This window comes from Kitasatospora sp. NBC_01246, assembly GCF_036226505.1.
Taxonomy (GTDB): domain Bacteria; phylum Actinomycetota; class Actinomycetes; order Streptomycetales; family Streptomycetaceae; genus Kitasatospora.
On the sequence record NZ_CP108484.1, the window covers coordinates 3840467 to 3867344 of the forward strand.

Here is a 26878-nt window from a genome sequence, read left to right on the forward strand (position 1 = left end):
TCCGCCAGGGGGCAGAAAGGCGAGCATCGCGCTGCAGACCCCGACTGCGGAAACCGCTCTGGAGGCTTGAGCAAGCTCGGGATTCGGCTCCAAGGCAGCACCTGGCGGGCCCGGTCCGCCAGGCCGACGGCGGCAGGCCGGACCACGCTGAGAACGCCATCAGCCTTCCACTGGCGGGTCGGGGGTCAGCCAGCGGCTTGCGGGAGCAACGCCAAGACCGCCTCCTTCTCACGGGCAGGCGCCTTCTTGTCCCGGAGGTTGTTGATGATGATCGTCGGGATCAGCGAGATGTCGAGATCGAGCGACCTGAGCGTGTAGACATCGCCTCCGCCCTCACGGCTGGTGACGATGTCGAGGCCCAACTCCCGCAGCTCACGGGTACGGCGCTCGGTGTGTACAGAGTCCCCCGTAACCACCCGCAGGAGGGCAGCGCCCACCGGCTGCCGTATCCGCTGCAGGAGCATGGCGAACAGCTCCTCATGGGTCCGGCTGCCGTAGGGGACGGTCAGGTAGCGCTGCGGGATCCGTTCGCCGTACTCCTCGGCCATACGCTCGGCAAGCTGCGTACGGAGGTCCGAGAAGGTGCTGCACGCCTCAGGAAGAGCGGTCCGTACAAGGGCCTGCATCGACTCAGCCAGCAGACGCTTCGCGTAGAGGTACGCGTCCAGCAGGTTCTGGGCGTCGGCATCCTCCTTCTCAAGCAGGCCGAGGACGCCCTGAACCGCAAGGAGCGTGTCCGGCTTGAGCCGGTGCCAGTCTGACGCGGGGTCGGGTCGGCGGTCTGTCACGTTCACCAGTCCTATCGTTTCGACGCAGCCGTGATCGAGCTGTCAGGCGGGTAGCGAAGGATGTGCACATCCTCCCCGGCATCCTCGACCGCCCCGAGGTCGTCGAGCCATTCACGGAGGAACTGCTCGCCTTCCTGGTCCGTGCGGTTGGCCCGCATGAACCTGACCTGACTGCCGATGGTCACCCGGGGGTCGCGAGCGGCACCGATACGGGCGCTGAGCGACTCCTGCAGGCTGAGGCCAGCGGCAAAACGGCGGATGTCGGAGACGAAGTCGAGGACGACCACCCTCTCCTTGCCGGGAGCCAGACGGAGTCCACGGCCGAGCTGCTGGACGAAGATCCGTCGGCTGTGAGTCACCCGCTGGAAGACGACGATGTTGACGTCAGGGACGTCCACCCCTTCGTTGAGGACGTCCACCGCGCACAGGATGCCGGTACGGCCGTCGGCAAAGTCCCAGAGGACACGGTTCCGGGTGGCCGCGTCCACCGCCTTGCCCTGTGCCGTCCGGGACGCGATCACCTCGGCGCTAGTGAACCCGAGCGCGTTGATCCGACCTGCCATCCGCTCCGCGTGGTCGATTGTCCCGCAGAAGACGATGCCCCTGGGCTTCTTCTGCTCGGCCCACGCCTCGGCGAGGCGGTCGACGACTGCGTCGTCCCACTCGTCGATGAAGACAGTGCGGTTGATACCACGGGGGGTGAGCGCGGGCGCGGTCTTGCTGAGCCCGGCCGCGAGTGCGTCCCAGTCGATATTGTCGGTGAACATCCGGTAGTCGACGTTGGCTAGGTACCCCTCACGGAGTCCGCGCACCATGTCGATATCCACGACTGGGAAGTCGAACCAGTTCCGTAGGGACTTCCCGTCGGGCCGCCAGGGCGTCGCGGTCATCCCCAGGAGGAACGCCCCCCCGTCGGCGGCCGACAGCTCGCCGAGCACCGCGTCGTAGGCGGCGGTGCCGAGATGGTGGCACTCGTCGACCACGACGAGCCCGAAGTGGGGCAGGTCCCGTCCAGCCCTGACGGCAGTAGCGACACTGTCCACGCAGGCGAACACGACGTCCAGGTCGTTGAGGGCGTCCTTGTCCGGGCGCTCGTAGCCGTTCCACACCCCGGTGGCCGCCGAGGCCGGGAGCAGCGGCCAGAAGGCCCGCTCCAGCTGGTACACGAGCTCATTGCGGTGCGCGAGGACCAGCGTTCTCGCCCCGGGCCGCAGGGCACGGGCACGCCGGTGGAACTCGGCAGCCACGAAGGTCTTGCCGAGCCCGGTCGCAAGGACGATGAGCGCACTGCGGGCGCCGTTCACCAGCTCGTCCATCAGTCCGTCGACAGCCCGCCCCTGGTAAGGGCGGAGCTGGAGGCGCTGCGGATCCTGCAGCGCGGGCGGAGTCTCCGGAATACGGTCCGCCTGCCGCTGGAGTGTGCGCCGGTCCCACAGCTGCAGGGGGATACCCTTCGCCGCGAGCTGCTCCTGCTGGGCTCTGACTGAGGCCTCGAACCCGTTCAAGCTGACCACGACAGGGATTTCCGCGTCGTAGCGCCGACAGGCGTCGACGGTCTGCGCGATGACCTCGGGCCCCACCGGGGACCGCCACCGCTTCATCTGGAACAGCCATCGCCGCCCCTTGAGGCTGCCGATCACATCGGCTCCGCCATCGCCGGAGGCGCCGGCCAGCTGGACCCCCGAGTAACCGCGTGCCGTGATCAGACGCTGAACGGTCCGCTCGAAGGACTGCCAACCTGTCCCGGCCAGATTGAGGTCGGTGACAATGCGCTGGGTCATGCGAGCTTTCCGACCAGGAAGTCGACGGCCGCACGTGCCCGGACGACGATCAGCCGCTCCGGCTGGTCGTACCGGAGGTACGAAGCGCAGTCCTCCAGGCAGCGCAGGTACTTCACCCGAAGGTCCTCCTGCAGCTTCCCGGCGATCACCGGCCCCGCCTCCTGCTCGCTGGGCCACGGATCCTCCCACACCAGGCCGCTGAACCAGCCTTCGGCATGGTGGGCGAAGAAGGCAGTGACCGTCTCCCGGTCGCAGTAACGGAGAAAGCCACCGGTAGCCCTGAGGCGCCCGAGCTCCGTGAGCTCCGCCCCTGACTTGATCATGGAATCGGCAAGCGCCAGCTGTTGGCCGGCATCCAGTTCGTCATAGAAGCTGTCCGCGTACGGAGCCCGCAGGATCCTCTCCGTAATCTGGTCGAAGAGAGCCTTGATCGCGGTCCGGACGCTGTCAGCGCTGTCTGTGACCGCGTCCCCCCACCCCTTCCTGAGGACCTCCGCGGTGAGGACCGCCACCGTGTGTCCGGGACGGCTCTGCAGGTTGCGGTGGAGGGAGTGCAAGAACTGGGCGGCCTCGGTCGCGATCAGGTACTCGGGCCTCAGCCCCATCGCCGTGAACACCGTGTGGGTCGGATCGATGTAGACGGTGATCTGCCGGGTGTCTGCGCGTGTGACGAGCGGAACGGCGGCCTGCCCGAAGGCCGGGAGGATCGGCCGGTGCGCTGTACGGACGCGGACGTCGAGCGGGCTGCTCGCCTTCCCGTCCGCCAGTACGACAGCCACCTGGTCCGCGCTGAGCTCCTCGGCGTCGGAGGACACCGCGTCCAGAGCCTCGGGACTGGCTGGATGGGGGGCGTCCTTGACATGCCCGCATGCCTCGCACCGCTCGGCGCCCGCCTTGTTCTCCAGTGCACAGAAGGTGCACTTCCACGGCAGCTGCACCTTGGGCACCTGGGAGGTGCCGCAGTGCAGGCAGACCGTCGCCGAGCGCAGGATCTGCTTGCCGCATCCGGTGTCCAGGCACGGCTTGCCGTCGAGCACCTCCCCACAGCCCCCGCACTCCTCGGCCGTCGACGTGTTCTGGAAACCGCACTCCGCACATTCCGGGAGCACCTGGATCGGCGGCTCCCCGGCCGCCTCGACGAGCTCCCACCACTTGGCGTCGTCGTAGTAGCCGGGCACCCGGTCGAGGAAGCGCTGGTAGTAGTCGGCTTCGACACTGCGGGGGATCCGGTCAGCCTTGCCCTTGGCGGGGTTGTACTGACCCATGTACATGTCCCCGCGACCGAAGTTGCGGACCTTGCGGTAGCCCTGGAAGAGCAGCGACACAGGCGATTCGTTCACCACGCCGTCATTCCAGTTGTTCGGCAGCAGCGAGCCGCCTCGCAGGAACCCGATGGCTTCCTGCCACTCGTCCGAGGCCTGCTGGAAGTGCTGCTTCTGGAAGTCCACCGGCACCTGGTCGAGGTGGACCTCACCGACGATCCGGCCGTACTGCTGGTCCACGGGGTACTCGCGCTCAGCACGCCCGGTGGTCTCATCGGAGAACTCGAAGAACGCCGTCTTCTCCGCCTGGCGGATGGCCCGCCCATTGCGGATCAGGTCGATCCCGAAGTCGTTCTGGTCGTCGAAGCGCTGGATGCCGACCCACCCGTGTACCCGGTGGTTTATCTCCCGGCTCTCCACGCCTCCACACCGCGGGCAGGCACCCTGGTCTCCGAAGTCCGTGCCGTCGTGAAGGCAACGCCGAGCGCTGCTGATCACCTGGTCGAAACTGATACGAGCGGGGATCTTGCCGTGGGCTCGCCGTTCGACGAAGCGTTCCGGCGACCACACGCAGTGTTCGTACGGCTGGCAGCGCTCGTTGTTGACGGTGATCACCACCGGGTCTGCCGCCCCCGGTCGCAGCAGGCTGGCGTACCGCCTCCCGAGCCGACTGCGCAAGGTCTTCTTCGACATCTTCGCGAGCTCTCGGATGAAGCCGCTGTTGGCGTCGCCGTCCGGCCACCAGCTCCGGATCTCGACCACTGTCCCGTGGCGCAGGCCCGCCGGCTTCTCGATCTGCTCGGCCCTAGCCGAGAAGGTCTGGGACTGCATGAGCTCCGGCAGATCGAGGGTGACCTGGACCGCGTGGTCGTCCTCCGCGCGTGCGGAGATGACCCGCGTGATGCGCCCGAGCTTCCCGGTCGCGATGTTGAAGCCCATGCCGAACAGGCCGAGGGTGTCGTAGTGGTTCTTTGAGGTGTAGCCGGCCCGCATCGAGTTGGCGATCTGGCTCTCGGTGAGACCCGGTCCGGTGTCGCGTACGCGGATCATCCCTTCGGCCCGGGCGACCTCGGCAGGCCCTGGGACTTCGATGATCACCTGGCGTACCGCCGACGGAGCCCCCGAGGTGGCTGCGGTCCGGAAGGAGTCGACGGCGTTGTCGATGAGCTCGCTCAGCGCGTCGATCGGCAGGATCGGGGTGCGGGTGAGCGCCACGAGCACCTGCGGGTTGGGAGTGATATCGATCGGCCTGTGCGCCATCTTCTGCGGGCTCCGTGTTCGAGGTCGGTCACTGGGCTCACACCGTCAGTGGAGCGGCCTATTGCGATCTGTCGAGGTAGGCACTGGCGGTCAGGCCCTCGACTGCACCTGTCGCGCAGCCAGGCGCTGCAGCGGCAACCGGTCGGTCTCGCCGAGCTCGCGCACCAGCTGCACGAACCACGGGGCCACCCAGGTGTCGCTCCGGTAGGGCCACTCGCCCTGTGCCAGCACCGTTCCCGGGTGCCACTCCGGTGCCGGCCGGACCTTCGACCGGACCGCCGCACAGACATCGACCAGCGGCTCTTCGTCGGCGGGAGCCCGGAAGCCGAGTTCGGCCGTCGCCCCGATCAGCCACCACTGGAAGTGGCGGCGGCGCTCCGACTCCGCGAACTGCCGAGCCGCCCTCGTGGTGAGCCCTGCTGCCCGGTACGCCTCAACGGCTAGCCCGTCCGGCGGCACGGCGGCGTGGGCATTGTCGTCCCTTACCGCAGGAAGGCCCTCGGTGCTGCGCTGCGCAACCGCCTCCGCAGCCCGGTCGATCTCGTCGTAGGTGGCAGTGGTGAGCTCGATTGTCGGTGCGAGGAACTCCTCGACGCCTTGGAAGAACTGCCCCGGCTGCTCGATACGGAGCTCTGCCCCCGTCCTCTGCCGAATTTCCTCGAAAAGCTGCGGCCACGGGCGCTTAGCGTCCTTGCCGTCGAGCTCCTCGTACCAGTCCTTCTTCGTATCAGCGGATACGAACAGGACCCGCTTCACCTCGGGATCGGCTGCCATGTCCAGGATTTCAGCCCAGACGAGGTAGTCGCCCACCTGGTCCAGCGGCTTCCCCTTCCCGGCGTCAGCGAATCCTGGCGGGATCTCATTCGGGAACCGAAAGGAGACGGCCTCCTCCAGCCGTTGCTGCACCACCGCATAATCCGTCGGCGGCGCGATACGGTCCCCGAACAGCGCTGCGACCTCCGGCAGGACCGGATCGTCCGACTCGACAGCGGAAGGCAGGAGGTCGTGGTCGGACTTCAGCCGCTTGGCATGCCCCTTCAGGAGGTCCTGCCACTCGGCCAGCAGGGATTTGAACGTCGCCTGGTTGACCGTTGCATCCAGAATGCTCTGCGCAGCATCGTCGTTGGCATACTTCTTCAGCAAGTGCTTCACGTGGCCACTGGCAGCCTCGACAGCCTTGTAGGCCTGCTGCAGGTGTCGGTCGATGACGACCGCGGCACCGCCGAGCTCCTTGCTGCGCGCGATGATCACGCGGCGCCGACCGCGCACGAACTCCTGCCCCACCTGGTAGGGCAGCCAGAGGTGCTCGGAGATCTGCTTGAGAGCCGCCAGGACCTGGTTCCGCACAGCAGGGTTGTACTCGTAGAGGCTGAGGAGCACGTTGGTGTCGAGCACGACGACAGCGTCCTCGAAGAACGCCTTCCGGTCAGCCTCGCGCGCACCGCCGTCGGGGAGGATCCAGGATCTGAACTGCTCCACCAGTGGTAGATCTGCCTGGCCCACGCTTCTTCCGTCCCTCCCGGCTGCGGGCTCCCTATCCTGTCGAGGCAAGTGAAACCCGTCAAGGCGCAATTACGGAGCGGAGTCGCCGCGACGGGCTCCCCACCCTCGTGACTACGACACAGGCATCCTTCGTACACTCCTTCGATCTTGCCCGGGAGCGCAGGGCTGGGACAGCAGGACGCCCCGACCACGACTGAGACGGCCTTGTCCACGCAGGTCCGGCGTTTGGGCGGTGTCAGTGCTGTCGCCTACGCTTCTGGTTCTACTGGCAGCGCCTGCTCGTAGAGCTGCCGCGACTACCGGACGAGCCGGCCCGGGCTAGTGCTGGCACGGCTGTCACCGGCAATAGCGAGCAGACGGCTGCCGATGGCAGAGGAACACGTCGGCGTCCGCCCTGAGTGCGGCGCCACCGAGAGGAGGTCTCATGGCATCTGAGCGCCTTGAGGTGGTCGAGATCTGTGCGGGCGCGGGCGGTCAGTCCCTCGGCCTGCACAACGCCGGGTTCAGGCACAAGCTCGCCCTTGAGCTCGACGAGAACGCCGCGAAGACCCTCCGCCACAACCTCGCCCGGCTCCTGAAGGAGGAGGGCTCCAGTCCCGAGGACGCTGATCGCGAGGCCGAGTCCGTCGTCCGGGTCGGGGACGTGGCCGATGAGTCACTCTGGGATCACGCTGCGCACAAGGATGTCGACCTCCTCGCAGGAGGCGTCCCCTGCCCCCCCTTCAGCATCGCCGGCAACCAGCTCGGTGCTACCGACGAGCGCGACCTGTTCGCCTGGGCCGTGCACCTGTGCAGGGACATCCAGCCGAAGGCCCTGCTGCTCGAGAACGTCAAGGGTCTGAGCGGCAACCGCTTCTCCGCCTACCGGCAGCACATCCTCGAGCTGCTCCACGATGCCGGATACGTCGGTGAGTGGCGCCTGCTGGAGGCACACCAGTTCGGGGTCTCCCAGCTGCGGCCGCGGTTCGTCCTGGTCGCCCTGCGGAAGGAGTTCGCCGAGTACTTCCAGTGGCCCGAACCGTCCACGGTGCCGGCCCCCACCGTGGGGGAGCTTCTCAAGGACCTCATGGAAGCAAATGACTGGGCTGCTGAACACGTGGAGGCCTGGGCCAAGAAGGCCTCGGCAATCGCCCCCACCATCGTCGGAGGCTCCAAGAAGCACGGCGGCGCGGACCTAGGCCCGACCAGGGCCAAGGCCGCCTGGCTGAAACTGGGGGTCGACGGGATGGGCGTCGCGGACACCGCCCCGGGCCCTGAGAAGGACGGCGACCACATTCCGAGGCTGACCACGGCCATGGTCGCCCGGATCCAGGGCTGGTGCGGCGAGAACGCCCACTGGGAGTTCCCAGGTCGTAAGACCACGGTCTACCGCCAGATCGGCAACGCCTTCCCGCCGCCGGTCGCGGAGGCTCTCGGCAGGGCGATCGCGAGCGCTCTGCAGAAGGAGAAGAAGCGCCCTGACTCGGTCGAGTCGGGGCGCCCGGACCTCGACCCCGTCTACGTCCTGCTGCGCCACCACCCGGACAAGGCCCTCACCGCCCAGAGGATCGCCGACCTCATCGCCAGATCCGGCGGGAAGAAGCTGCCCGTGCCGGAGATCGAGCGGCGCATCGCCCACATCGAGCGGGACTTCCACGTGGAGAAGGCAGCCCGCAGTTCTGGCGAGCTCGCTTACCAGCTCGGCGAGTTCAAGGCCTTCATCGGCCAGCAGGACCACGCCCGCCACGACTACTTCGCCCAGCACCGGGGAAAGGTCAGCTGACGGTGCCGCCTGCGCGCCGCTGGCGGACGCTGTCCACCACCGTCGGCGCGCAGGCCTCCGCCGACTCGTGTTCCCAGAAGCGCAGGACGAGCCAGCCCTGGGCCGCGAGGCGGGCATCGGTGTCCCGGTCGCGTTGGACGTTGCGGCCGATCTTGTCCCGCCAGTAGTCCGGATTCGTCTTGGGCGGGACGAAGTGCTCCGGACACCCGTGCCAGAAGCAGCCGTCGACGAACACCGCGACCCGTGTGGACCGGAATACCAGGTCCGCGCTGCGACGCATCCCCTGCAGAGGCTTCGCCGCCACGCGGTACCGCAGTCCTGCCGCATGGACGAGCCGCCTGAGCGCTAGCTCCGGCTGGGTGTCCCGGCTGCGGTTGCCCAGCATGCTCCGGCGGTTGGCCGCCGACGACGCCCAGGATCCGGTCGGCGGGATCCAGTCCGGCACCGACTGGTCCGGTGTGCCACTGGTCACGGTACCGGCTCCTGTTGCTCGGGAGGACCCCCTTCGACGCCTGGCGCGACGCCTTCCGCAGTCCTCAGCGCTGCTCCACCCATCAGTCGGTGCCAGCCTAGTGCCGCTCCTCAAGAGTCCGCCAAGATGCTTCGTCCAGGCGGCCTTGAGCAGGGTTCCTTCACCCGCCCGGGAAGGTGGTGAAGGCCACCGCCGCCCTTGGCGGCCGGCCTCGAACGGACCGCACGCGCGTCCGCCCCGGGGCGGGTGCTCCGGGGCGGACGGTGGCGGGTTACCGGCCGGTCAGCCGGTGGCGGCCTTCTCCGGCGCGGGGACGGCCGCGTCGGATCCGGGGCCGGCGGACGCCTCCGGGGTGCGCTCGCCGCGGCGCACGGCGCCGAGGCTGGCCGCGACCACGCAGACGACGCCGGCGAGCTGGAGCAGGCTCATGGTCTGGTGCAGCAGCACGAAGCCGATCAGCGTGGCGAAGCCCGGCTCAAAGCTCAGCAGCGTCCCGAACGCGGCCGTGGTGAGCTTGCGCAGCGCCAGCATCTCCAGGACGTACGGCAGGACCGGCAGCAGCACCGCGGCCCCGGCCGCCCCGGCCACGATGCCCGGGGTGAGCACCGGCACGGCCTGCACCAGCCCGAAGGGCGCGGCGCACAGGGCCGCCACCGACAGCGAGATGGCCACCCCGTCGACGCCGGAGAACCGGTCGCCGACGCGCTGGGTGAAGATCACGTAGCCGCCGAGCGCCGCCCCGGACAGGGCCCCGAAGGCGAGCCCCACGAGGTCGACCGAGCCGTTCCACGGCTGGGTCAGCGCCAGCACGCCGCAGACCGCGAGCAGCGGCCAGATCACGTCGATCCGCCGGCGCAGGCCGGCCACGGCGACGGCGAGCGGCCCGAGGAACTCCAGCGCGCTGGAGACCCCGAGCGGGATCCGGGAGATGGCCACGAAGTAGGAGATCGTCATCAGCGCGCTGACCGCGCCGAGCGCGGCGGCGAGCAGGAGGTCCTGCCGGCTGCGCCCGCGCAGCCGGGGCCTGGCCCAGATCAGCATGATCGCGGCCGCGAAGGCGAGCCGCAGCGAGGCGGTGCCGAGCGGCCCCGCCGTCGGGAACATCCAGGTCGACACCGCGGCACCGGACTGGACGCAGATCATCGCGCCGACGGCGAGGGCGGCGGCGCCGTAGGTGCCCGGAAGTGCCTTCCGGGCACGGCCCGTCGTGGTGGTCGCTGGGGGCATGAGGTGGTGGTCCTTCCGCGGGTACTCGGCGCAGGTCTCGGGTCTCGGATCCGGCCGTGGGGGGTGGCCCACGGCCGTCCGCCACGGTCACCGTACGCACGTCGCGGGCCTCCTGACAGGCCGTCGCGAGATGTACGGGCCGGGCGGCCGGAGATCCGGGACACCGGGCTCCCGAGCCGGCGTCACACCGCGGCGGCTTCCACGGTCTCCGCCGAGACGGTGTAGCCCTTGAAGGTCTCGGTGATCGACTCCAGGACGTCCTCGGCGGTGGCGCCGCGGAACCGGAAGCGGCCGCCGACGTGCTCGTAGCCGTGCGCGACCGGCAGGACGTCGCCCACCTTGGCCAGCGACTCGGCGTACGGACCCGGCGTCCGCCCGACCATCGAGGTGATGTGGGTGAAGCGGCACGGCCGGGGCGCGGGCGCCGGCACCACCAGGAAGCCGGCGACGTCCTGGGTGTCCCAGTCGGGGCCCTCCTCCAGCGGCACCCCGAGCTGGAGGTGGAACGCCGCCTTCATCAGGTCGTACCCGTGCACCTCGCGCCAGAGGAACGGCGTCTCCGCGCCGCCGACCCGGGCACCGGTCTCCAGGAAGGAGCAGGTGGCCCCGGTCCCGGTCTCCTCCAGGAACAGCTCCAGGTGGAACGGGGTGGCCCGGTCGGTGAGGGCGCGCATGTACCGCTCGGTGGCCTCGCCGATGATCCGGTGCAGCTCCGGATCGGCCTCCTCGATCGAGCCGTAGAAGGTGCCCTGGGCGAAGTCCAGGCAGGTGTTGACGTAGCGCGAGCCGCGCCAGACCAGCAGCCGCTCGCCGTCGAACACGCCGTCGACGTGGCAGATCGGGTGCGGGTTGCGCACCTGGGCCATGAGCTTCCAGCGGCCGAACTCGATCCGGTCGAGGTCCTCCGGGCCGGAGACCACCACGACGCCGGCGCTGCCGCTGCCGTCGCGCGGCTTCACCACGAGGTCCCAGCCGTGCTCGGCGGCGAAGGCGGTGATGTCCTCGGCCGCGGAGACCGCGGCGAAGGCCGGGATCGGCAGGCCGGCGGCGGCGATCCGCTCGCCCATGACGACCTTGTCGCGGAACGCGAGGACCTCGTCGAGCCGCATCCCCGGGAGCCCGAGCTCGGCCCGGACGACGGAGGCGTTCTCCAGGTCCTCCTCCTTCAGCGTGATGAGGCGGTCCGGCGTGCCGTGGCGCTCGGCGAGGCCGAGGACGGCGGCCCGCAGCTGCGCGAGGTCCTGGATGTCGTCCAGGGTCACGACCTCCGCCGCGCCCTCGGGGACGGCCCCGCGCCCGAGCGGGCTGGTGATGTACGTGACGGCACACCGCGTGTGGTCGAGGTAGGCCGCGTAGTCGGCGTAGGTGTCCTTCCAACGGTTCATCACGATGACGTGTGACATTCCGTGGTCTTCCGACGTTCTCACTTCACCCATCCTGATTCTGTACGGCGGTTCGGCGCGGACGGCTCAGTACGTCAGCACCGAGCCGGTGTGGACCTGGTCGATGGAGCGGTGCCCGATGACCTCGGTGGAACCGGCCGGGACGACCCGGGCCTGGGCACCGGCGTAGCCGTCCGGCTGGTAGAAGACGCCCCAGAGGGTCTGCCAGGGCCGCTCCTCGCCGGTGGCCGGGTCGACCATGGACTCGGTGCGCGGGACGACCCGCTCCTGCACCACGCAGCCCGCGGCCGCGCCCTCGGTGAGGGCCGTGCGCCAGGCGTCCTCGGCCGTCTCCCAGCCGGCGACGACGCCGTGCCCGCCGAAGAGGTTGTTGGGCTTGAGGATCAGGGTGTCGCGGCGGGCCATCAGGTCGTCCAGCCGGCCGGGGACCAGCAGGTCCTCGGCGCGCTGGAGGGACCTCGTCCAGGGCAGCGCGCGGTCGATGACCTGCCGCTCGGCGGCCGTGAAGCCGCTCGCGTAGTGCGGGTCGGAGAGCAGCGCCATGCAGCCCTTCTCGCCGAAGAGGTTGCTCTGCAGGGTGTGCCAGAGCAGCACCGTGCCCGCCTCGTGGGCCCGGAAGACCGGCTCCGCCAGCTCGACGAACGCCGGGTCCTCCAGCAGCTGGTCGGTGTCGAAGGCGCGCCACACCACGTCGATGACGTGGCCGTCCAGCACCAGCCGGCCGTCCTTCACCTGGAGGTCGTCGAGCTCGCCGAGGTGGAGGTCCAGGCCGAGGCCGCGCATCACGCGGTGCACGTTGTACCAGGTGGCCGCGCCGAAGGTGTCCAGGCCGCCCGGGCCCTCGATGATCGCGACGACCGGCTCGCGGTCGCCCGCGACGGCCTTGGCGGCCTCCTTGATGGTGCGCACCGTCTCGCGGCCGGTGTGCACGTAACCGAGGCCGTGCTCCTTCGCGAAGGCCGCGAAGGCGTCGATCTCCAGCAGGCCGCGCGGCACCTCGCCGGCCCAGTCCCAGCCGCCGAGGTCGCTGCCGATGCCGAACTCCAGCAGCTTGAACGCGTCGCCGTCGTGGTAGACGTCGGCGCGGCCGAAGACCACCGGGGTCTGGTGCGCGTGGCGGCGCATCAGCTCGGCGCGGGCGCCGTGCACGCCGACGGCGTCGAGGAAGCGGTCCAGGTCGCCGTCGAAGAGCCGGTCGGGCAGCGTGGTGAGCATGCCCAGCAGGGCCATCAGGTCGTCGGCGAACGCGCGGATCTCGCGCTCCTCGACGAAGTTGGGCCGCGGCGGGTAGGGGCGCTTCCAGGTCGGGATCGCCGGGTTCGCCGCCAGCGTCCGCATGACGTCGACCAGGCCGTTGCCCGGGATCTTGCAGGCGGCGTTGTACGCCTCGGTCACGCGGTTGGTCATCGTCTGTTCTCCGTCATCACGTTCTCCGTACTCGCTTCCGTACTCGCGTCCCGCACGGCCGCCCACGGGCGCCGGCACCCCCGGTGCCGGCGCCCCTGTCCGCGGCCGCCCCCGTACCGGCCCCCGTGCCGGTCACGGTCCGCTCAGAGGTCGAGCACCAGGTCGGTGACCGGCCGGGTGATGCAGAGCAGCACCTCGTCGTCCTCGGGGTCGACGCCCGGGTCGGTGTTGTAGCTGACGGTGCCGCGCTTGATCCGGACGGCACACGTCCCGCAGACCCCGGCCCAGCAGAGCGACTCGGGCTTCAGCCCGCCGCGCTGCGCGAACATCAGCAGCGCGGTGGAGGACGGCTCCCAGCGCAGCGTCCGGCCCGAGCGCTGGAACTCGATCTGGAGGTCGGCGATCCGGCCCAGGGTCTCCAGCGCGTCGTAGCCGCCGGCGGTGTCCCGGCGCAGCACGGTCGGCGACAGCTCGGTGAAGCCGAGCCCGGTGAACCACTCCCGGGCCTCCCCCGGCTCCACCCGGACCTCCGCCACCGGCTCGCCGCTGAGCATCAGCAGCACGGCGGCGACCAGGAGCCGGCCGAGGCCGATGCCCCGCCGGTCCGGCGCCACCGCCAGGTCGTACAGCTCGGCGCCCTCGTCGGTGCGGTGGACGCCGACGCAAGCGATCACCGTGCCGAGCTGCTCGACCAGGCAGAACTCCTCGATCCGCTCGGCGTGGAACGCCTCCGGCCGGACCGGCAGGGCGGCACCCGCCGCCCCGGTCAGCTCGCGGACCGCCGCCAGGTGCGCGGGGCCGGCCCGGCGGATCTTCACCTCGTCGATGTCCGGCCCGCCCCGGGCGATCAGGATCCCGACCGGACTGGTGAGAGCAGAGGTCATCGGGCGTCCGGCCCCTCGTGCTCGACCACCAGCCGGTAGCGGTCCATCACGGCGAGCGCCGCGCGCCGCACGGCGGCGTGGTCGGTGCCGCGCAGCCGGAACCGGCCGCCGATGTGCTCGTACCCGCCGCTGCCGTCGAAGACGGTGCCGACGTCGGGGACGACCTCCGCGTACACCTCGTCGACCGTGCCCAGCAGCGAGCTGCGGGACACCACCGTGCTGGGGTACGGCCGCGGTTCGGGGATGCTGACCCAGCCGCCGGCCACCCCGTCGGGCAGCGCCTCGGCGGGCACCGCGGGCGGCAGGCCGATGGTGGCCCGGAACGCCTCGGCGAACAGGTCGATGCCGAACAGGTCGCGGTGCACGAAGGGCACCTCCGCGCCGCCCGGGCGCAGACCGACCTCCAGGAAGACCAGCTCGCCGCCGGGCGTGTCGAAGAGCTCCAGGTGGAAGGGGCCGTCGACGAGGTCCAGCGCGTCCAGGCAGCCGCCGGTGAACTCGGTGACCCGGTCCAGCCGGGCGCCGGGGTCGAGCAGGACCGACCCGAGCGGCGTGCCGGTCAGGAAGTCCAGGCAGGTGTTGATGTACTCCGACGCGCTGACGAAGTGGAACTTGCCGTCCCGGCGGATCCCGTCCACGTGCAGGATCGCGCCCTCGACGTACTCCTCGCACTCGAAGCCTTCGAGCTCCGCGCCCTGCTCGACCAGCAGCGCGGCCAGCTCGGCCTCGTCGCGGACCAGCACCACACCGCGCGCCGACCAGCCGGCCCGGGGCTTGAGGATCAGCGGCAGCCCGACCTCGGCGGCGATCCCGGCGGCGGTGCTGCCCGCGTCCAGCCGGCAGAACCGCGGCACCCGCAGGCCCGCGCCGCCGACGAGGTCCTTCATCCGGGCCTTGTCGCGGAAGGCCGTCACGAACTCCGGCCGCCAACCGGGGACTCCGAGCTCCTCCCGCAGCTGCGCGGTGGAGAGCACGTCGTACTCCGAGGGGCCCACGATCGCGTCGAAGCCGCCGTGCAGCTCGGCGAGGCGGCGGGCGATCGGCAGCAGCGTCCCGATCTCCAGGTCGTCGACCACGACGAGGTCGAGGGCGCTCTCCTCGTCCAGGATCGGCAGGCCGCACGGCAGCGTGATGTACGCCAGCCGGCAGCTGCCCGGCTCGACGAACCGGTGGTACTCGCCGAACTCGTCGTCGAAGCGGTTGACGACCAGGTACTGGGGGATCTCTCGACTAGACAAAGCGCACCTCGTCCCGGACGGCGTGCCAGCGCGTCGCGGCGTCCTCGTACGACTCGGCCTTGTAGACCACATGGCCGAGGAAGCAGCGGAAGTCCTCGGCCGGCGGGATCGGCTCCCCCGGCCGGACGTAGAGCTTCACCTCCAGGGTGTCCGGGTGGTCGCGCAACTCGTCCAGCCCCTCGATGTGCTGGTACCGCGTCAGCCCGTAGGCGGTGAAGCAGGCGATGCCCACGTACTTGGCGGTCGGCGCCGACTCGGCGCCCACCTCCTCGGCGGTCAGACCGGTGTAGCCGGCGAGCATGATCCGCACCTGGGAGATCCCGGTGACGGCCTCCACCAGGTTCGGGATGCGGTGGCCGGCCAGCCGGGCGCCGAGCTCGATCAGGACCGGCTCCCCCGCCGGCAGCCGCAGCTCGCAGTGGAACGGTCCCCGGGTCACGCCGAGCGCCTCGCAGACGCCGGCGACGTACGCGTCGATGGCCGCCCGGGCCTCCGGGGCCGCCGGGTGCGGCATGATCTGGCCGAGCTCCACGAAGTAGGGCTCCGGGCCGAGCATCTTGGTGGTGACCGCCAGGACGACGGCGCGGCCGTTCTCGACGTACCCCTCGACGCTGACCTCGGGTCCGTCCAGGTACTCCTCCAGCAGCACCGGGCCGTCCAGCACCCGGCCGAGGTCGGTGCGGTGGTCGGCGCGCAGGCTGCGGAAGGCGGCGAGGAGCTGCTCGGGCGAGTCGACGCGGCTGACGTGGATGCTGCCCGCGGACTCGGTGGGCTTGAGGACCGCCGGGTAGCCGACGTGGGCCGCGGCGGCGAGCAGTTCCCGCTCGTCGGTGGCCTCGGCGTGCCGGGGCACCCGCAGCCCGGCCGCCTCGACCAGGCGGCGCATGGTGGCCTTGTTGCGCAGCCCGCGCGCGGTGTCGGCCCGCAGGCCGGGCAGGCCCAGGGCCGGCGCCAGCCGCGCCACGGTGTCCACGTAGAACTCGAAGCCCGGCACGATGCCCGCCAGCGGGCGCTCGGCGTGGAGCGCGGCGGCGACCTCGGCCAGCGCCTGCTCGTCGTTGGTGTCCACCACGACCAGGCGGTCGACGTGGGTGCGGGCCGCGTCCGGGAGGCGCCGGTCGTCGACGTCCGCCGTCGCCACGACGGTCTCGAAACCGAGCGCGTGCGCCTCCGCGAGCAGGGCGACCCCTGACGAACTCGGCTCGACGATCAGGACGCGCCCGCGCGAGGCGGGCAGTTGTTCAGACATCAGTGTTCAACCCTCACGGACGGGTGCGCGACATGATCAGGGGCGGCCGGCACGGGCGCGGCGGGAGGCCGCGCCCGTGCCGTTCTCACTCAGACCCCGGCGGGCTGCTTGCTGCCCACGGTCAGCTCGTAGAGCTCGGCGAAGTAGTCGCCGATGAGCTCCACGAAGGTCGTGAGGTCCTGGTACGCCTGCTTCGGGGTGCCGAACACCTCGACCGCGCGGGCGACCGTACGGAACATCAGCTCGTCGTGGTCGTGCGACTCGTCGAACTCGATGTGGGTCGCGGTGCCCGCGACGAACTCGCGGCCGAAGTCCTCGGCGGCCTTGTTCGTGATGATCGGGTTGTAGCGGTCGGAGTACCACTCGACCAGCCAGTCCCAGACCGTCGTGGGCGCCGGGCCGCGCGAGTCGGCCTCAAGACGCAGGTAACCCATCAGCTTCTTGGTCGACGGGAAGACATCGGTGGCGTCGATGTCCTCCTGGGTGAGGCCGAACTTGAAGAGGTCACGGGTGAACATGCTCTCGTGGCCGAACTCCTCCGCCAGGTACTTGGCGAGGTGGGCGGCGAGGGTGTCGTCCTTCGAACCGACCTTGAAGAGGGCGTAGGTGTCGACCTCGTTGTTCAGCCGGATGCGAAGCACGGTCTCGGTGATGTGACGGATGTAGAAGTCCCGGTCCGTCCACTCGCCGGTGTGCAGCTCGCGCATCTTGGGGACGCGCTGGAACTGCTTCTCGATCAGCTCGGCCGCGAGGTTTTCGAGCTTCTCGCGGTCCAGGGTTTCCGCTGCCACTTGTTTTCCTCCTAGTACCAATGCGCTGCCATGCCAGGGAGACGCCACATACTGCTCCGAATGTGCGGCTCAATGGCGCATTCCCCGTCGATAAGGACGCTAGCAACCGGCGCGGTGGTCGGACAGTGCCAATTCGCCATGCTTGGCACCATGGCCCCGCCGGGTGCCAGGACGCGAAAAGGCCGGTGGCCGGCTCGACGGATCGAGCCGGCCACCGGCCGGGAAATTACCGGGGGTCCGGAGAAACCACCCGCGGGAGAAATCGGGCGGCGTCCGGAGAAACCGTGCGCGAATGGCGCGGGGCCGCCGCGGCCCGGCCGGAGATCATCCGGCCGGGGAATGCGGGGAAAGCGGAGGTCAGACGGTGGCGGGGGCCGCCGCGGGCTCGTCCTCCGGCGCCGTCGGAAGCTCCCGCATCGAGCGCAGCGGCGAGACCACCACCGGCAGGACGGCGAAGAGCTCGCCGACCACGCCCACCCACATCGCCGCCCGGACTCCGTACTCCTCGGCCAGCACACCGGCCAGCAGGGCGCCGATCGGCACCACGCCCCAGACCATGAAGCGGATCGTGGCGTTCATCCGGGCCATCAGGTGCTTGGGCGTCACCCGCTGCCGGAAGCTGACCTGGGTGACGTTGTAGATGATGAACGGGATCCAGCCCAGGCCGTGCAGCACGATGCCGAGGGCGAGCCGCCAGTCGTCCTGGTACAGCGGGAGGGCGAGGAACCAGCAGACCGTGCTGGCCACCATGCAGATCCAGATGGCCGGCCCCTGGCCCAGCCGGGCGACCACCCGCTCCGCCAGGACCGCGCCGGCGATGCCGCCCGCCGCCGCGGCGCTGAACACCAGGCCGACCAGCAGCGCCGACAGGTGCAGGGTGTCCGCCAGCAGGACGACCAGCAGCGAGATGCCGATGGTGCCCCACAGGTTGGAGATCGTCGCGGTGGCGGCGATCGGCCGCAGGATCGGGTGGCCGAGCACGAAGCGCAGGCCCTCGCCCATCTCCTTGCGCAGGTTGCTGTCCGGGCGGGGCTCGGCGCGCCGCTCGGGCCGGCGGATCCTGGTCAGGAAGAACGCGGAGCCCAGGAAGCTGACCGAGTTGATCGCGATGGCCAGCGGCGCGCTGAGCACGTTGATGACCGCGCCGGCCAGCCCGGGCCCGCCGACCTCGGCCACCTTGCGGGTCGCTTCGAGCTTGGCGTTCCCCTCGACCAGCTGCTCGTCGGCCACCAGCGACGGCAGCACGCTCTGGTAGGCCACGTCGAAGAAGAGGGTGAGCACCGAGGTGCCGAACGTGACGGCGTAGAGCTGCGTCAGCGTGAGCGCGTCGAAGGCGTGGGCGACCGGAATGGAGCCGAGCAGAATCGCGCGGCCCACATCGCCCACGATCATCACCCGGCGGTGCCGCATTCGGTCGACCCAGGCGCCGGCCGGAAGGCCGAGCAGCAGGAATGCGAGGTACTGGAACATCGTGAGCAGTGTCACCTGGAAAGGCGTGGCGTCCAGCTCTTTGATCGCCAGATACGGCAGGGCCAGCAGCGTGACCGCCGAGCCGATCTGGCTGATGGACTGGCCGGCCCAGAGTTGCCGGAAATCGTGGTGGGAAATCAGGCTCTTTTTGGGCGCCGGGCTCGATTGGGACACCAGAGGAGCATGCTGCGCGGCCGGTCGGTCTGTCAACGCGATACCGCCCGGAACTACGCCTGCTGCAAGAGGGCCGTCCCCAGGTCACTGACCGTGTAATTCACCTCGCGCCGGTACCGGTGGCTGGTGACCAGTCCGGCGTCGCGCAGCACCGCGAGGTGCTGGGAGACCGCGCCCAGGCTGAGCCCGGTACGGGCGGCCAGCTGGGTGGTGGTGGCCGGCGAGGCGGTGCAGGCCAGCAGCTGGGCCCGGCTGCGGCCGAGCAGCCGGGCCAGACCGTCGCCGGCGCTCTCCCGGCGCTCCCAGAGCACCCCGAGCGCCCGGGAGGGGTAGACCGCGCCGGGCGGGGTGGTCCGACGGGCGGTCAGCAGGTGGCAGCGGCCCGCGAAGGCGCTGGGGGTGAGGGTGATGCCCGCGCCGCCGAGGTCGAGCCCGGCGGCCGGGAGGTCCGGCGAGACCAGGCGGTCGCCGACCCAGTGCAGGCTCGGGTGGAGGCCGCCCAGCACCTGCTGGATGCCGTCCTCGGCGAGCTGGCGGGTGCGGTGGGCGATGTCCGCCTCCAGGACGGCGCGGATCCGCGGCCAGTGCGGCTTCACCGCCGCCAGCCACCAGGCGTGCACGGCCTCGGCCAGCTCGGGCAGGGCCCGCTCCGGGTCCTCGGCCAGCAGCCGCTCGAACGGCGGGGTGGGCCGGCCCGGGCAGGCCGGGTCGAGGCCGGCCCGGACCTCCTCCGCGGGGGTGGCCAGCATGATCGCCAGCTCCTCCTCGATCTCGGCCAGCGGGCAGCGCGGCGACGGGGTCAGGAAGGCCGGCCCGTGGTCGCGCCTCGGCAGCAAGGCGGAGAGCGCCGCAGTGCGAACGACCAGCGAGCGGTCCTGCCGCAGCGCCAGCGCCCTTCTGATCCACGGCAGATGGACCACGTGCCGGCCCGGGTCGGCGACCGCCCGGAGGCTGGCGACCGTCTCCCAGAGCGGCGAGATCGCGAACCTGATGTTGACGATGTCGTGCACGCCGAACCGCAGTTCACCCATGGCCTCGTCCTCCGCCCGCCCCTGCGAGGTTTTCGCCCAGACTAAAACAATGGCCGTTCCGGCTCCAGGGTGGTGGTGTTGGCCGCCATGACGCCGCCTCGCACCAGTCTCCTCCGCCATACCGACTTCCGTCGGTTCTGGGCGGCCGACTCGGTGAGCCAGGCGGGCACCGCCGTCACGCTCATCGCCCTGCCACTCGTCGCGATCGGCACGCTGAAGGCCACGCCCTTCCAGGCGGGCCTGCTGGTGACCTTCGAATACCTGGCCTTCCTGCTCATCGGCCTGCCGGCCGGCGCCTGGGTGGACCGGGTGCGCCGGCGCCGGGTGATGGTCGTCGGCGACCTCGGCCGGGCCGCCCTGCTCGCCTCCGTCCCGATCGCCTCCTGGCTGGACTGCCTGACGCTCCTCCAGCTGTACGGGGTGGCCTTCGGGATGTCGGTCTGCACCGCGTTCTTCGACGCGGCGCACGGCAGCTACCTGCCGCACCTCGTGGAGGACGACCAGCTGGTGGAGGCCAACGTCAAGATCGAGGCCAGCCGCAGCACCATCCAGGTCGGCGGGCCGGGCGCGGGCGGGGTGCTGGTCGGCGCGCTGACCGCACCGGTCGCGATCGTGGTCGACGCGGTGAGCTTCGTCCTCTCGGCGCTCTTCGTGGGCCGGATCAAGCGGCCCGAGGAGCGGCCCGAGATCCACCCGGACGCCAGCCTGCGGGCCGAGATCGGCGAGGGGCTGCGGTTCGTCTTCGGCGACCGGCTGCTGCGCTCGATCACGCTGACCGCGGCGATCTCCAACATGTGCGGCACCATCGGCGCCTCGATGCTGCTGGTGCTGCTGGCCGGCGAGCTCCACCTGTCGCCGTTCCTGTGCGGCCTGGTGTTCACCGCGGAGGCCGTCGGCGGCCTGATCGGGAGCCTGGTCACGGTGCGGATCGTGACCAGGTTCGGCCAGGGGCCGGCGATGTGCGCGGCGATGATCACCAGCGCCGTGCTCTGGCTGCTGGCGCTGCCGATGTACCAGGCCGACTGGCGGTTCGCGATCGCCCTGGCGCTCCAGGCGCTGGGCTGGGTGGTCTTCATGACCTTCAAGATCACCGGGGTGGCGTTCCGCCAGCAGCTCTGCCCGAAGCCGCTGCTGGGCCGGATGACCGCGACGGTGCGCTTCCTGGTCTGGGGAGCGATGCCGCTGGGCGCGCTGATCGGCGGGGTGCTGGGCCAGAGCATCGGCGTCCGCCAGGCGATGTGGGTCGGCGTGATCGGCGAGCTCTTCGCCGTCCTGCCGGTCCTCCTCTCGCCGCTGCGGCGGATGCGCGAACTGCCGGTCGCACCCGCGCCGGCGGGCGGGGCGCCGCTGGCGCTGGCCCCGTGACGCCGGCCCGCCGGCATCAGGCCGCCGCCTGCGTCCGCCGGCTCCCCCGGCCGGTCAGCTGGACCTCCCGCCAGGCCTCCGCGAGGCGCCCGCAGCCCGCGACCAGCGTCCGCTCGTCGGCGACGAAGGGGATCCGGATATGGCTCTCCAGCGTGCCGTCCACGCCGAACCGGCCGCCGGAGAGGATCTCCAGCCCGCGCCGGCCCGCCGCCTGCGCCAGCGGCGAGCCCAGCCTGGCGCCGAGGTCCACCCAGAGCGAGAGCCCGCCGTGCGGCAGCGTGAACCGCCAGTCGGGGAAGTCCCGCGCCAGCAGGTCGACCAGCACCCGGCGGCGCTCCAGCAGCAGCTCCCGCCGCTCCCGCAGCAGGCCGGCGCCGGCCTCCAGCACCCGCAGCGCGATGAGCTGGGTGAGCAGCGAGTTGCCGGTGTCGACGAGGTTGCGCAGCCCGATCAGCCGGGCGATCACCGACTTGGAGGCGCGGATCCAGCCGACCCGCAGGCCGGCCCAGCAGGTCTTGCTCATGGTGCCGATGGTGATGACGTGATCGGGCGTCGACCAGGCGGCCATCGGCGGCGGAAGCTCACCGCCGTCGAGCGCGAGTTCGCGCAGCGCCTCGTCCACCACCAGGTACGTCCCGGAGCCGCGCGAGGCGTCGACGATCGCGGACCGCGCGGAGTCCGGCATCACCAGGCCGGTCGGGTTGTGGAAGTCCGGCATCAGGTAGGCCAGCCGCGGCGCCTCCTGGCGCAGCGCGGACTTCCAGACGTCGGTGTTCCAGCCGTCGGCGCCGAGGCCCACGGTCAGCAGCCGGCGGCCCAGCGCCCGGGTCAGGTCGAGCACGTTGGGGTACGTCGGGCTGTCGGTCATCACCGCCTCGCCCGGGCGCGACAGCAGGCGGATGAGCAGGCCGAGCGCGTGGTCGGCGCCGGCCGTCACCAGGATCTGGCCGGGGTCGGTCGGCGCACCCCGGCGGGTGAAGTCCTCGGCGATCGTCCGGCGCAGGTCGGCCACCCCCGCCACGTCGTAGCCGAGCAGGTGGGAGTAGCGGCCGAGGTCACCGGCGGCCAGCCGGGTCGCGGTGCCGAGGACGGCCTCCGGCGCGGGCAGCGAGGCCACCGCCAGGTCGATCGACCCGGCGCTGCGGGCCGCCAGCGAGTACGGGGCCCGCGTCCGCCGGCCGGGCTCCGGCAGCCGGACGAACGAGCCCGCCCCGCGGTCGCTCGCCAGGAAGCCCCGCTCACGCAGGATCCGGTACGCGGCGGTGACGGTGTTGCGGCTGAGCCCGCACTGGACGGCGAAGGTCCGCTCGGCCGGGAGCCGGGCGCCGGCCGGCAGCCGGCCGTCGGAGATCAGCACCTGGAAGGCCTCCGCGAGGTCCGCGTAGGCCGGGCCGGCCGCTCTCCACTCGCCGAGCATCCGCACGACCTGGGAGGCCGTCAGCGCGTAGCTCAACGCGCCGACGGACCGGCGGAGGCGAGGTCCGCTTCGGTCCCGCTGAAGGGGGAGTTCAGCCGGACGCCCACCGAGCAGGGCACCGGACCGGTCCGGGCGGCGGTGGCGTTGGTCAGCATCTCGCCCAGCTGCCGGGCGTTCTCCTCGGTGAGGATGAACTCGATGCGGTCGCACCGCTCGGAGTTCCGGCCGTGCCGGCCGACCAGGACGTGGAGGGAGACGTTGCCCTCCGCGTCGAGCGTGGCCGTGACCGTCCCGTCGACCACTCCGGGGATCACGTCGCTGAACTGGCCCGAATCAATCTGAGGTGTCGTCATCATTGGCTTCCTCTCATCGGTGTGGCGGCACGCGCCGGGGCGCGTCGGGGCGGTCGTCGGCTCAGGCCGGACCGGACTGCGGGAAGTCGGAGGAGTGCTCCGGGGCCAGCTGGGCGCCGGGGCGCAGCGCCACGGCCGCGTGGTTCACGGCGGTGGCGGCCTCGCCGAACCCGACCGAGATCAGCGGGACCCGGCCCTCGTAGGTGCAGCCGTCACCGACCGCGTAGACCTGCGGCAGGCTGGTCCGCATCGCCGGGTCGACCAGGATCTGGCGGTTCTCCAGCTTCAGGCCCCAGTCGGCGATGGGGCCCAGCTGGGAGGAGAAGCCGAGCGCGGCGACCAGCGCCTGGGCGGGCAGCTCCAGTTCGCCCTCGGCCCCCCGGACGGTGACGCCCTCCAGCCGGTCCGCGCCGTGGCAGGCGGTGACCTGGGCGTCGGTGACGACCCGGACCGGGGCGGCGTACAGCTGCTTCACGCTGTGCTCGTGGGCCCGGAAGCTGCCGCGCCGGTGGACGACGGTGACCGACCGGGCGATCGGGGCCAGTGCCAGTGCCCAGTCCACCGCGCTGTCGCCGCCGCCGACGATCACCACGTCCCGGTCGCGGTGCTCCTCCAGCCGGGGCACGTGGTAGGCGACGCCCCGGCCCTCGAAGGGCAGCGAGCACGGCAGGGTTCGGGGCACCACGCGGCCGATGCCGGCCGAGATCACCACCGCCCCGGCGAGGACCCGGCTGCCCGCGTCGGTGGTGATCTCCCACCCGGCGCCGTTCGGCGTGAGGGTGGTGGCGGTCTGCCCGAGCAGGTAGCGGGGGTCGAAGGTCGCCGCCTGCTCCAGCAGGTTGTCGACCAACTCCCGCCCCTTGACCGCGACATGGCCGGCCACGTCGTACAGCCGCTTCTCGGGGTACAGCGCGGCGACCTGGCCGCCCGGCTGCTCCAGCGCGTCGATGACCGCGCTGGTCAGGCCGCGGAAGCCGGCGTAGTAGGCGCCGTACAGGCCCGCGGGGCCGGCTCCGACGATGGCGATGTCGACAGTGGACTCGGTGGCTGGCGCCACGGCCGTCTCCTTTGGTGTTCGGAAGCAGGGATGGTCGCGGTCCGGCCGGCCAGGGCGCCGGCCCGGGATCCGGGGCCGGCGGTGCCGGCGCGCTGCGGGCGCCGGGCACGGGAGAAGGCGGGACGGACGCGCGGAGAGCCACCACGCCGGGGGCTCTCGTCGCACTCACGGCAGCAGCGCGTCGATCCTCGCAACGCCTCTGATCGAGCGTCAAGAAGCCTTGGGTCGGCCATCGTCCGGGACGTCGGCGCGCTGGGCGAGCTCCTCGGCGAAGCGGCTCCACTCGCGCGCGAAGCTGCTCGCCAGGTCGGCCACGGCGGCGGCGCAGTGCGGCGGCACGGCGGCGATCAGCTCCTGACCGGTCCGCGCGTCGAAGTCGTGGGTGCCCAGCCAGCGCAGCAGCAGCCGGCCGGATTCGGTGAACCGCAGCGACGGGTCCTTGGCGAGCCGCTCCAGGATGCCCGACCGGTCGGCCGGCTCCGGGGTCCGGGACCGCTGGGCGGTCCGGGCCGGGAGGGCGCGGCGGTCCTGCCGCGGGACCCGGCCGGCCAGCCGGAGCGGGTCCTCGCCCTGCCGCAGCAGCCGGCGCACCTCGTGCGCGGTGCTGGACGAGATGCCGACGGCCTGCGAGATCTCCCGCAGGGTCGCCTCGGGCCGCTCGGTCAGCAGCGCGACCGCGGCCCGGCGCCCCTCGACCGGATCCACCGGACGGATCCGCCCGTCCTGGCCGACCCGGGCGCTCGACTGAGGATTTTCCTCGCTCGACCGGCGCCGGATCGCCCCCACGGTCTTCGGCGACAGCCCGGTGGTGCGGGCGATCGCCCGGTCCGACCAGCCCGGGTGGGAGGCGAGGATCCGGGTGGCCGCCGCCCGGCGGTCCCCCAGGGTCAGCGGGAGGCCGTGCGCCACGTTGGCCTCCACCGAGCGGATGAAGATCTCCTCCTCCGGCCCGTCCAGGTACCGCACCCTGATCTGGCGCTCGCCGCGCATGGCGGCGGCGCGCAACCGGTGCATGCCGTCGACCACCCGCCGGGTGGCCCGGTGCACCAGGATCGGGTCGAAGGCCGTCCCGCTCTGGGCAAGCGTCTCTACATGTCCGCTGTCCTCGCCCGCGAGCCGCGGCGAGTCGGCCGGCCTCAACTCGGCGATCGGCACGCTGTTGACCTCGGACGTGACAGCCCCCGTCACTGCCACCACCCCCTTCTCCGCTACAGCCTCATAAGACAGCACCCTTCGATCGCTTGCCAAGTTTGTCAATCTCTTTGGCAGATGCTTGTCAAATAACCCCAGGTGGGCTACGTTGCCGCTGCGGAGTGATCGGGGGGAAGCCGGCCCGTACCGCCGCCAGGATTCACTGCTGAACAACCCTAGGGAAAGCACGATGAACACACTCCGCCGCACGCTCGCGCTCACCGGACTGGCGGTGGTCCTCGCATTCGGCGCCGCCCAGAGCATCCATGCCCTGACGGCCCACTCGGGCTCCGCCACCACGGCCGGAAAGGACATCACGATCGTCGTACCGGACGGCAAGGAGGGCGACATCGAGTGGCCGTGAGCCGCTCCGACCAGCCCTGATTCCACTGCGCGCGGGCCCCGGTTGACAGAATTGCCGGGGCCCCGGTGCGGGCTTGACAAATGGCGGTGGCGCTGTGGCAGTGTCGTCGCCATGCTCCAGACGTCCCTCCAAACCCTGCCACAGCCCTACTTCGGCATCCGGCTACGGACGATCCGGCAGAACCGAGGCATCTCGCAGGCCCAGCTGACAGGGCCCGGCATGTCCGCCGCCTACCTCTCCCGTCTGGAGTCGGGCAGCCGCCCGCCGACCGACCGCGCGGTGGCCTACCTCTGCGACAAGCTGGACCTGCCGCTCTCGTCGTTCCAGGCCGAACCGACCGACCGCACCGCCGAGACGCTCGCCATGGTGGTCTCCGGGAGCGACGCCGAGGACGCCACCCGGATGCTGCTGGACACCGTGCAGCAGGGCGTCCCGACCCACCCCGCGCTGCGCTGGCAGTCCCTCTGGATGCTGGCCGAGAACCAGCGCAAGAGCGGCGCCCGCCAGGACCAGCAGCGCACCCTGCAGTCGCTCACCGAGCTGAGCGACCAGATCGAACACCCGCACCTACAGGTCAGAGCCAGGGTCCAGCTCGCCCGATGTCAGAGGACCACCGGCGACGTCCCCGCCGCCCACCGGATGGCCACCGAGGCCTACGCACTCGCCACCGAGCACCAGCTCTCCCGCAGCGACCTGACCCGCACCCTGCTCGTCCTGATCTCCGTCGAGGCCGAGACCGGCCGGCTGGTCGAGGCCCTCGACCACACCGACCAGGTGCTCCGGCTCGTCGACGAACTCCCGGTCACCCTGCGCGCCGAGACGTTCTGGACGGCCGGCAGCATCCGGATCCGCCAGGGCCGGCACGCCGAGGCCGCCGCCCTGCTGGAACAGGCCATGGACCTGCTGGGCGCCGGCAACGAGGAACTCGTGCTCTGGATGCGGCTGAGACTCGCCGCCGCCTCGCTCTACCTGCGGATGGACCCGCGCCGCACCGACCAGGCCGAACGCCGGCTCCGCGAGGCCGCCCCGGCCGTCGAGCTGCTGAACCTGCCGGTCCACCAGCAGGAGTTCCTCACCCTCCGGGCCCACCTGGCCTTCCACCAGGACGACCACCCGGCCGCCCTGGAGCTCTGCGAACGGCTCGGCGACCACCCCGAGCACCTCTCCTTTCGGGACCGCGTCCGGCACCTCATGCTGCGCAGCCAGCTGCGCATCCTGAACGGTGAGCGCGACGCCGCCATCCGGGAACTCGAACAACTCGCCCAACAGGCCCAGGAAGCGGCCAACATCGACCTCGCCTCCGAGGTCTGGCGCTCCCTCGCCGTCACGCTGGCCCAGGCCGAACGCCCCGCCTGAGCCGACCGGTCCGCCTTCCGGTCACCGTCGGTCACGATCCGACCCACCGGTGGAGTACGGACCCCGCTCGAAC

22 protein-coding genes are annotated in these 26878 nt (G+C 71.2%); 4 read left to right on the forward strand and 18 right to left on the reverse strand.

Annotation, left to right across the window (positions count from 1 at the left end; genetic code table 11):
- Positions 1-185 precede the first annotated feature (185 nt).
- The 4 genes from OG618_RS16820 to OG618_RS16835 all read right to left on the reverse strand — a co-directional run bounded on the left by OG618_RS16820 (position 186) and on the right by OG618_RS16835 (position 6594).
- Positions 186-794: a hypothetical protein gene (locus OG618_RS16820; protein WP_329488260.1), complete on the reverse strand. Its 609-nt coding sequence runs from the start codon at positions 792-794 to the stop codon at positions 186-188.
- 5 nt (positions 795-799) lie between these two features.
- On the reverse strand, positions 800-2569 hold the full coding sequence (locus OG618_RS16825) for a DEAD/DEAH box helicase family protein (RefSeq protein ID WP_329488262.1): 1770 nt from the start codon (positions 2567-2569) through the stop codon (positions 800-802).
- Positions 2566-5091 carry an ATP-binding protein gene (locus OG618_RS16830; RefSeq protein WP_329488263.1) on the reverse strand — a complete coding sequence of 842 codons (2526 nt, stop codon included), beginning with the start codon at positions 5089-5091 and terminating at the stop codon, positions 2566-2568. The genes OG618_RS16825 and OG618_RS16830 overlap by 4 nt, the downstream gene beginning before the upstream one ends.
- Positions 5092-5181: 90 nt before the next feature.
- Positions 5182-6594: a PIN-like domain-containing protein gene (locus OG618_RS16835; protein ID WP_329488264.1), complete on the reverse strand. Its 1413-nt coding sequence runs from the start codon at positions 6592-6594 to the stop codon at positions 5182-5184.
- Between the two features lie 424 nt (positions 6595-7018).
- Between OG618_RS16835 and OG618_RS16840 the strand changes: the two genes are divergently transcribed.
- Entirely contained in the window at positions 7019-8356 is a 1338-nt protein-coding gene (locus OG618_RS16840; RefSeq protein ID WP_329488265.1) for a DNA cytosine methyltransferase, read from the forward strand.
- On the opposite strand, the gene OG618_RS16845 is transcribed toward OG618_RS16840, so the two are convergent.
- The 10 genes from OG618_RS16845 to OG618_RS16890 form a co-directional block, all read right to left on the reverse strand.
- Positions 8349-8801, reverse strand: coding sequence for a very short patch repair endonuclease (locus tag OG618_RS16845; protein ID WP_329492148.1), 453 nt, complete (start codon positions 8799-8801; stop codon positions 8349-8351). The genes OG618_RS16840 and OG618_RS16845 overlap by 8 nt on opposite strands.
- Positions 8802-9110: 309 nt before the next feature.
- The gene (locus OG618_RS16850; RefSeq protein ID WP_329488266.1) at positions 9111-10055 is read right to left on the reverse strand and encodes an EamA family transporter; all 945 of its coding nucleotides are present in this window, start codon (positions 10053-10055) and stop codon (positions 9111-9113) included.
- Between the two features lie 182 nt (positions 10056-10237).
- Positions 10238-11458, reverse strand: coding sequence for an ATP-grasp domain-containing protein (locus OG618_RS16855; RefSeq protein WP_329488268.1), 1221 nt, complete (start codon positions 11456-11458; stop codon positions 10238-10240).
- Positions 11459-11524: 66 nt separating this feature from the next.
- A complete protein-coding gene (locus OG618_RS16860) occupies positions 11525-12865 on the reverse strand; it encodes a hypothetical protein (protein WP_329488269.1) in 1341 nt (446 codons plus the stop codon).
- Between the two features lie 143 nt (positions 12866-13008).
- A complete protein-coding gene (locus OG618_RS16865; RefSeq protein ID WP_329488271.1) occupies positions 13009-13749 on the reverse strand; it encodes a GNAT family N-acetyltransferase in 741 nt (246 codons plus the stop codon).
- Positions 13746-14987, reverse strand: a complete 1242-nt coding sequence (locus OG618_RS16870; RefSeq protein WP_329488272.1) for an ATP-grasp domain-containing protein — start codon at positions 14985-14987, stop codon at positions 13746-13748. The genes OG618_RS16865 and OG618_RS16870 overlap by 4 nt, the downstream gene beginning before the upstream one ends.
- On the reverse strand, positions 14980-16236 hold the full coding sequence (locus tag OG618_RS16875) for an ATP-grasp domain-containing protein (RefSeq protein ID WP_329488273.1): 1257 nt from the start codon (positions 16234-16236) through the stop codon (positions 14980-14982). The genes OG618_RS16870 and OG618_RS16875 overlap by 8 nt, the downstream gene beginning before the upstream one ends.
- A gap of 89 nt (positions 16237-16325) precedes the next feature.
- Positions 16326-17027 (reverse strand): hypothetical protein, encoded by a 702-nt coding sequence (locus OG618_RS16880; RefSeq protein WP_329488275.1) that lies wholly within the window; start codon positions 17025-17027, stop codon positions 16326-16328.
- A 357-nt stretch (positions 17028-17384) separates the two neighbouring features.
- Entirely contained in the window at positions 17385-18671 is a 1287-nt protein-coding gene (locus OG618_RS16885; RefSeq protein ID WP_329488276.1) for an MFS transporter, read from the reverse strand.
- 53 nt (positions 18672-18724) lie between these two features.
- Positions 18725-19702: an ArsR/SmtB family transcription factor gene (locus OG618_RS16890; RefSeq protein WP_329488277.1), complete on the reverse strand. Its 978-nt coding sequence runs from the start codon at positions 19700-19702 to the stop codon at positions 18725-18727.
- An 87-nt stretch (positions 19703-19789) separates the two neighbouring features.
- Here OG618_RS16890 and OG618_RS16895 point away from each other — a divergent pair, with 87 nt between their 5' ends.
- On the forward strand, positions 19790-21067 hold the full coding sequence (locus OG618_RS16895; RefSeq protein WP_329488278.1) for an MFS transporter: 1278 nt from the start codon (positions 19790-19792) through the stop codon (positions 21065-21067).
- Between the two features lie 16 nt (positions 21068-21083).
- On the opposite strand, the gene yczR is transcribed toward OG618_RS16895, so the two are convergent.
- The 4 genes from yczR to OG618_RS16915 form a co-directional block, all read right to left on the reverse strand.
- A complete protein-coding gene (yczR, locus tag OG618_RS16900; RefSeq protein ID WP_329488279.1) occupies positions 21084-22520 on the reverse strand; it encodes a MocR-like transcription factor YczR in 1437 nt (478 codons plus the stop codon).
- Positions 22517-22837 (reverse strand): hypothetical protein, encoded by a 321-nt coding sequence (locus OG618_RS16905; RefSeq protein ID WP_329488280.1) that lies wholly within the window; start codon positions 22835-22837, stop codon positions 22517-22519. Before OG618_RS16905 ends, yczR begins: the two co-directional genes overlap by 4 nt.
- Positions 22838-22898: 61 nt before the next feature.
- On the reverse strand, positions 22899-23894 hold the full coding sequence (locus tag OG618_RS16910) for an NAD(P)/FAD-dependent oxidoreductase (RefSeq protein WP_329488281.1): 996 nt from the start codon (positions 23892-23894) through the stop codon (positions 22899-22901).
- A 210-nt stretch (positions 23895-24104) separates the two neighbouring features.
- Positions 24105-25082 (reverse strand): ParB/RepB/Spo0J family partition protein, encoded by a 978-nt coding sequence (locus tag OG618_RS16915; RefSeq protein ID WP_329488282.1) that lies wholly within the window; start codon positions 25080-25082, stop codon positions 24105-24107.
- A 193-nt stretch (positions 25083-25275) separates the two neighbouring features.
- Here OG618_RS16915 and OG618_RS16920 point away from each other — a divergent pair, with 193 nt between their 5' ends.
- Complete coding sequence (locus OG618_RS16920) at positions 25276-25449, forward strand: hypothetical protein (protein WP_329488283.1); 174 nt, start codon at positions 25276-25278, stop codon at positions 25447-25449.
- Positions 25450-25560: 111 nt separating this feature from the next.
- Positions 25561-26805 (forward strand): helix-turn-helix domain-containing protein, encoded by a 1245-nt coding sequence (locus OG618_RS16925; protein ID WP_329488284.1) that lies wholly within the window; start codon positions 25561-25563, stop codon positions 26803-26805.
- Positions 26806-26878 lie beyond the last annotated feature (73 nt).

Coding starts and splice junctions, on each gene's coding strand:
- OG618_RS16825 (WP_329488262.1), bottom strand. CDS start 2,569: ATGACCCAGCGCATTGTCACCGACCTCAATCTGGCCGGGACAGGTTGG.
- OG618_RS16830 (WP_329488263.1), bottom strand. CDS start 5,091: ATGGCGCACAGGCCGATCGATATCACTCCCAACCCGCAGGTGCTCGTG.
- OG618_RS16840 (WP_329488265.1), top strand. CDS start 7,019: ATGGCATCTGAGCGCCTTGAGGTGGTCGAGATCTGTGCGGGCGCGGGC.
- OG618_RS16850 (WP_329488266.1), bottom strand. CDS start 10,055: ATGCCCCCAGCGACCACCACGACGGGCCGTGCCCGGAAGGCACTTCCG.
- OG618_RS16855 (WP_329488268.1), bottom strand. CDS start 11,458: ATGTCACACGTCATCGTGATGAACCGTTGGAAGGACACCTACGCCGAC.
- OG618_RS16860 (WP_329488269.1), bottom strand. CDS start 12,865: ATGACCAACCGCGTGACCGAGGCGTACAACGCCGCCTGCAAGATCCCG.
- OG618_RS16865 (WP_329488271.1), bottom strand. CDS start 13,749: ATGACCTCTGCTCTCACCAGTCCGGTCGGGATCCTGATCGCCCGGGGC.
- OG618_RS16875 (WP_329488273.1), bottom strand. CDS start 16,236: ATGTCTGAACAACTGCCCGCCTCGCGCGGGCGCGTCCTGATCGTCGAG.
- OG618_RS16890 (WP_329488277.1), bottom strand. CDS start 19,702: ATGGGTGAACTGCGGTTCGGCGTGCACGACATCGTCAACATCAGGTTC.
- OG618_RS16895 (WP_329488278.1), top strand. CDS start 19,790: ATGACGCCGCCTCGCACCAGTCTCCTCCGCCATACCGACTTCCGTCGG.
- OG618_RS16905 (WP_329488280.1), bottom strand. CDS start 22,837: ATGACGACACCTCAGATTGATTCGGGCCAGTTCAGCGACGTGATCCCC.
- OG618_RS16920 (WP_329488283.1), top strand. CDS start 25,276: ATGAACACACTCCGCCGCACGCTCGCGCTCACCGGACTGGCGGTGGTC.
- OG618_RS16925 (WP_329488284.1), top strand. CDS start 25,561: ATGCTCCAGACGTCCCTCCAAACCCTGCCACAGCCCTACTTCGGCATC.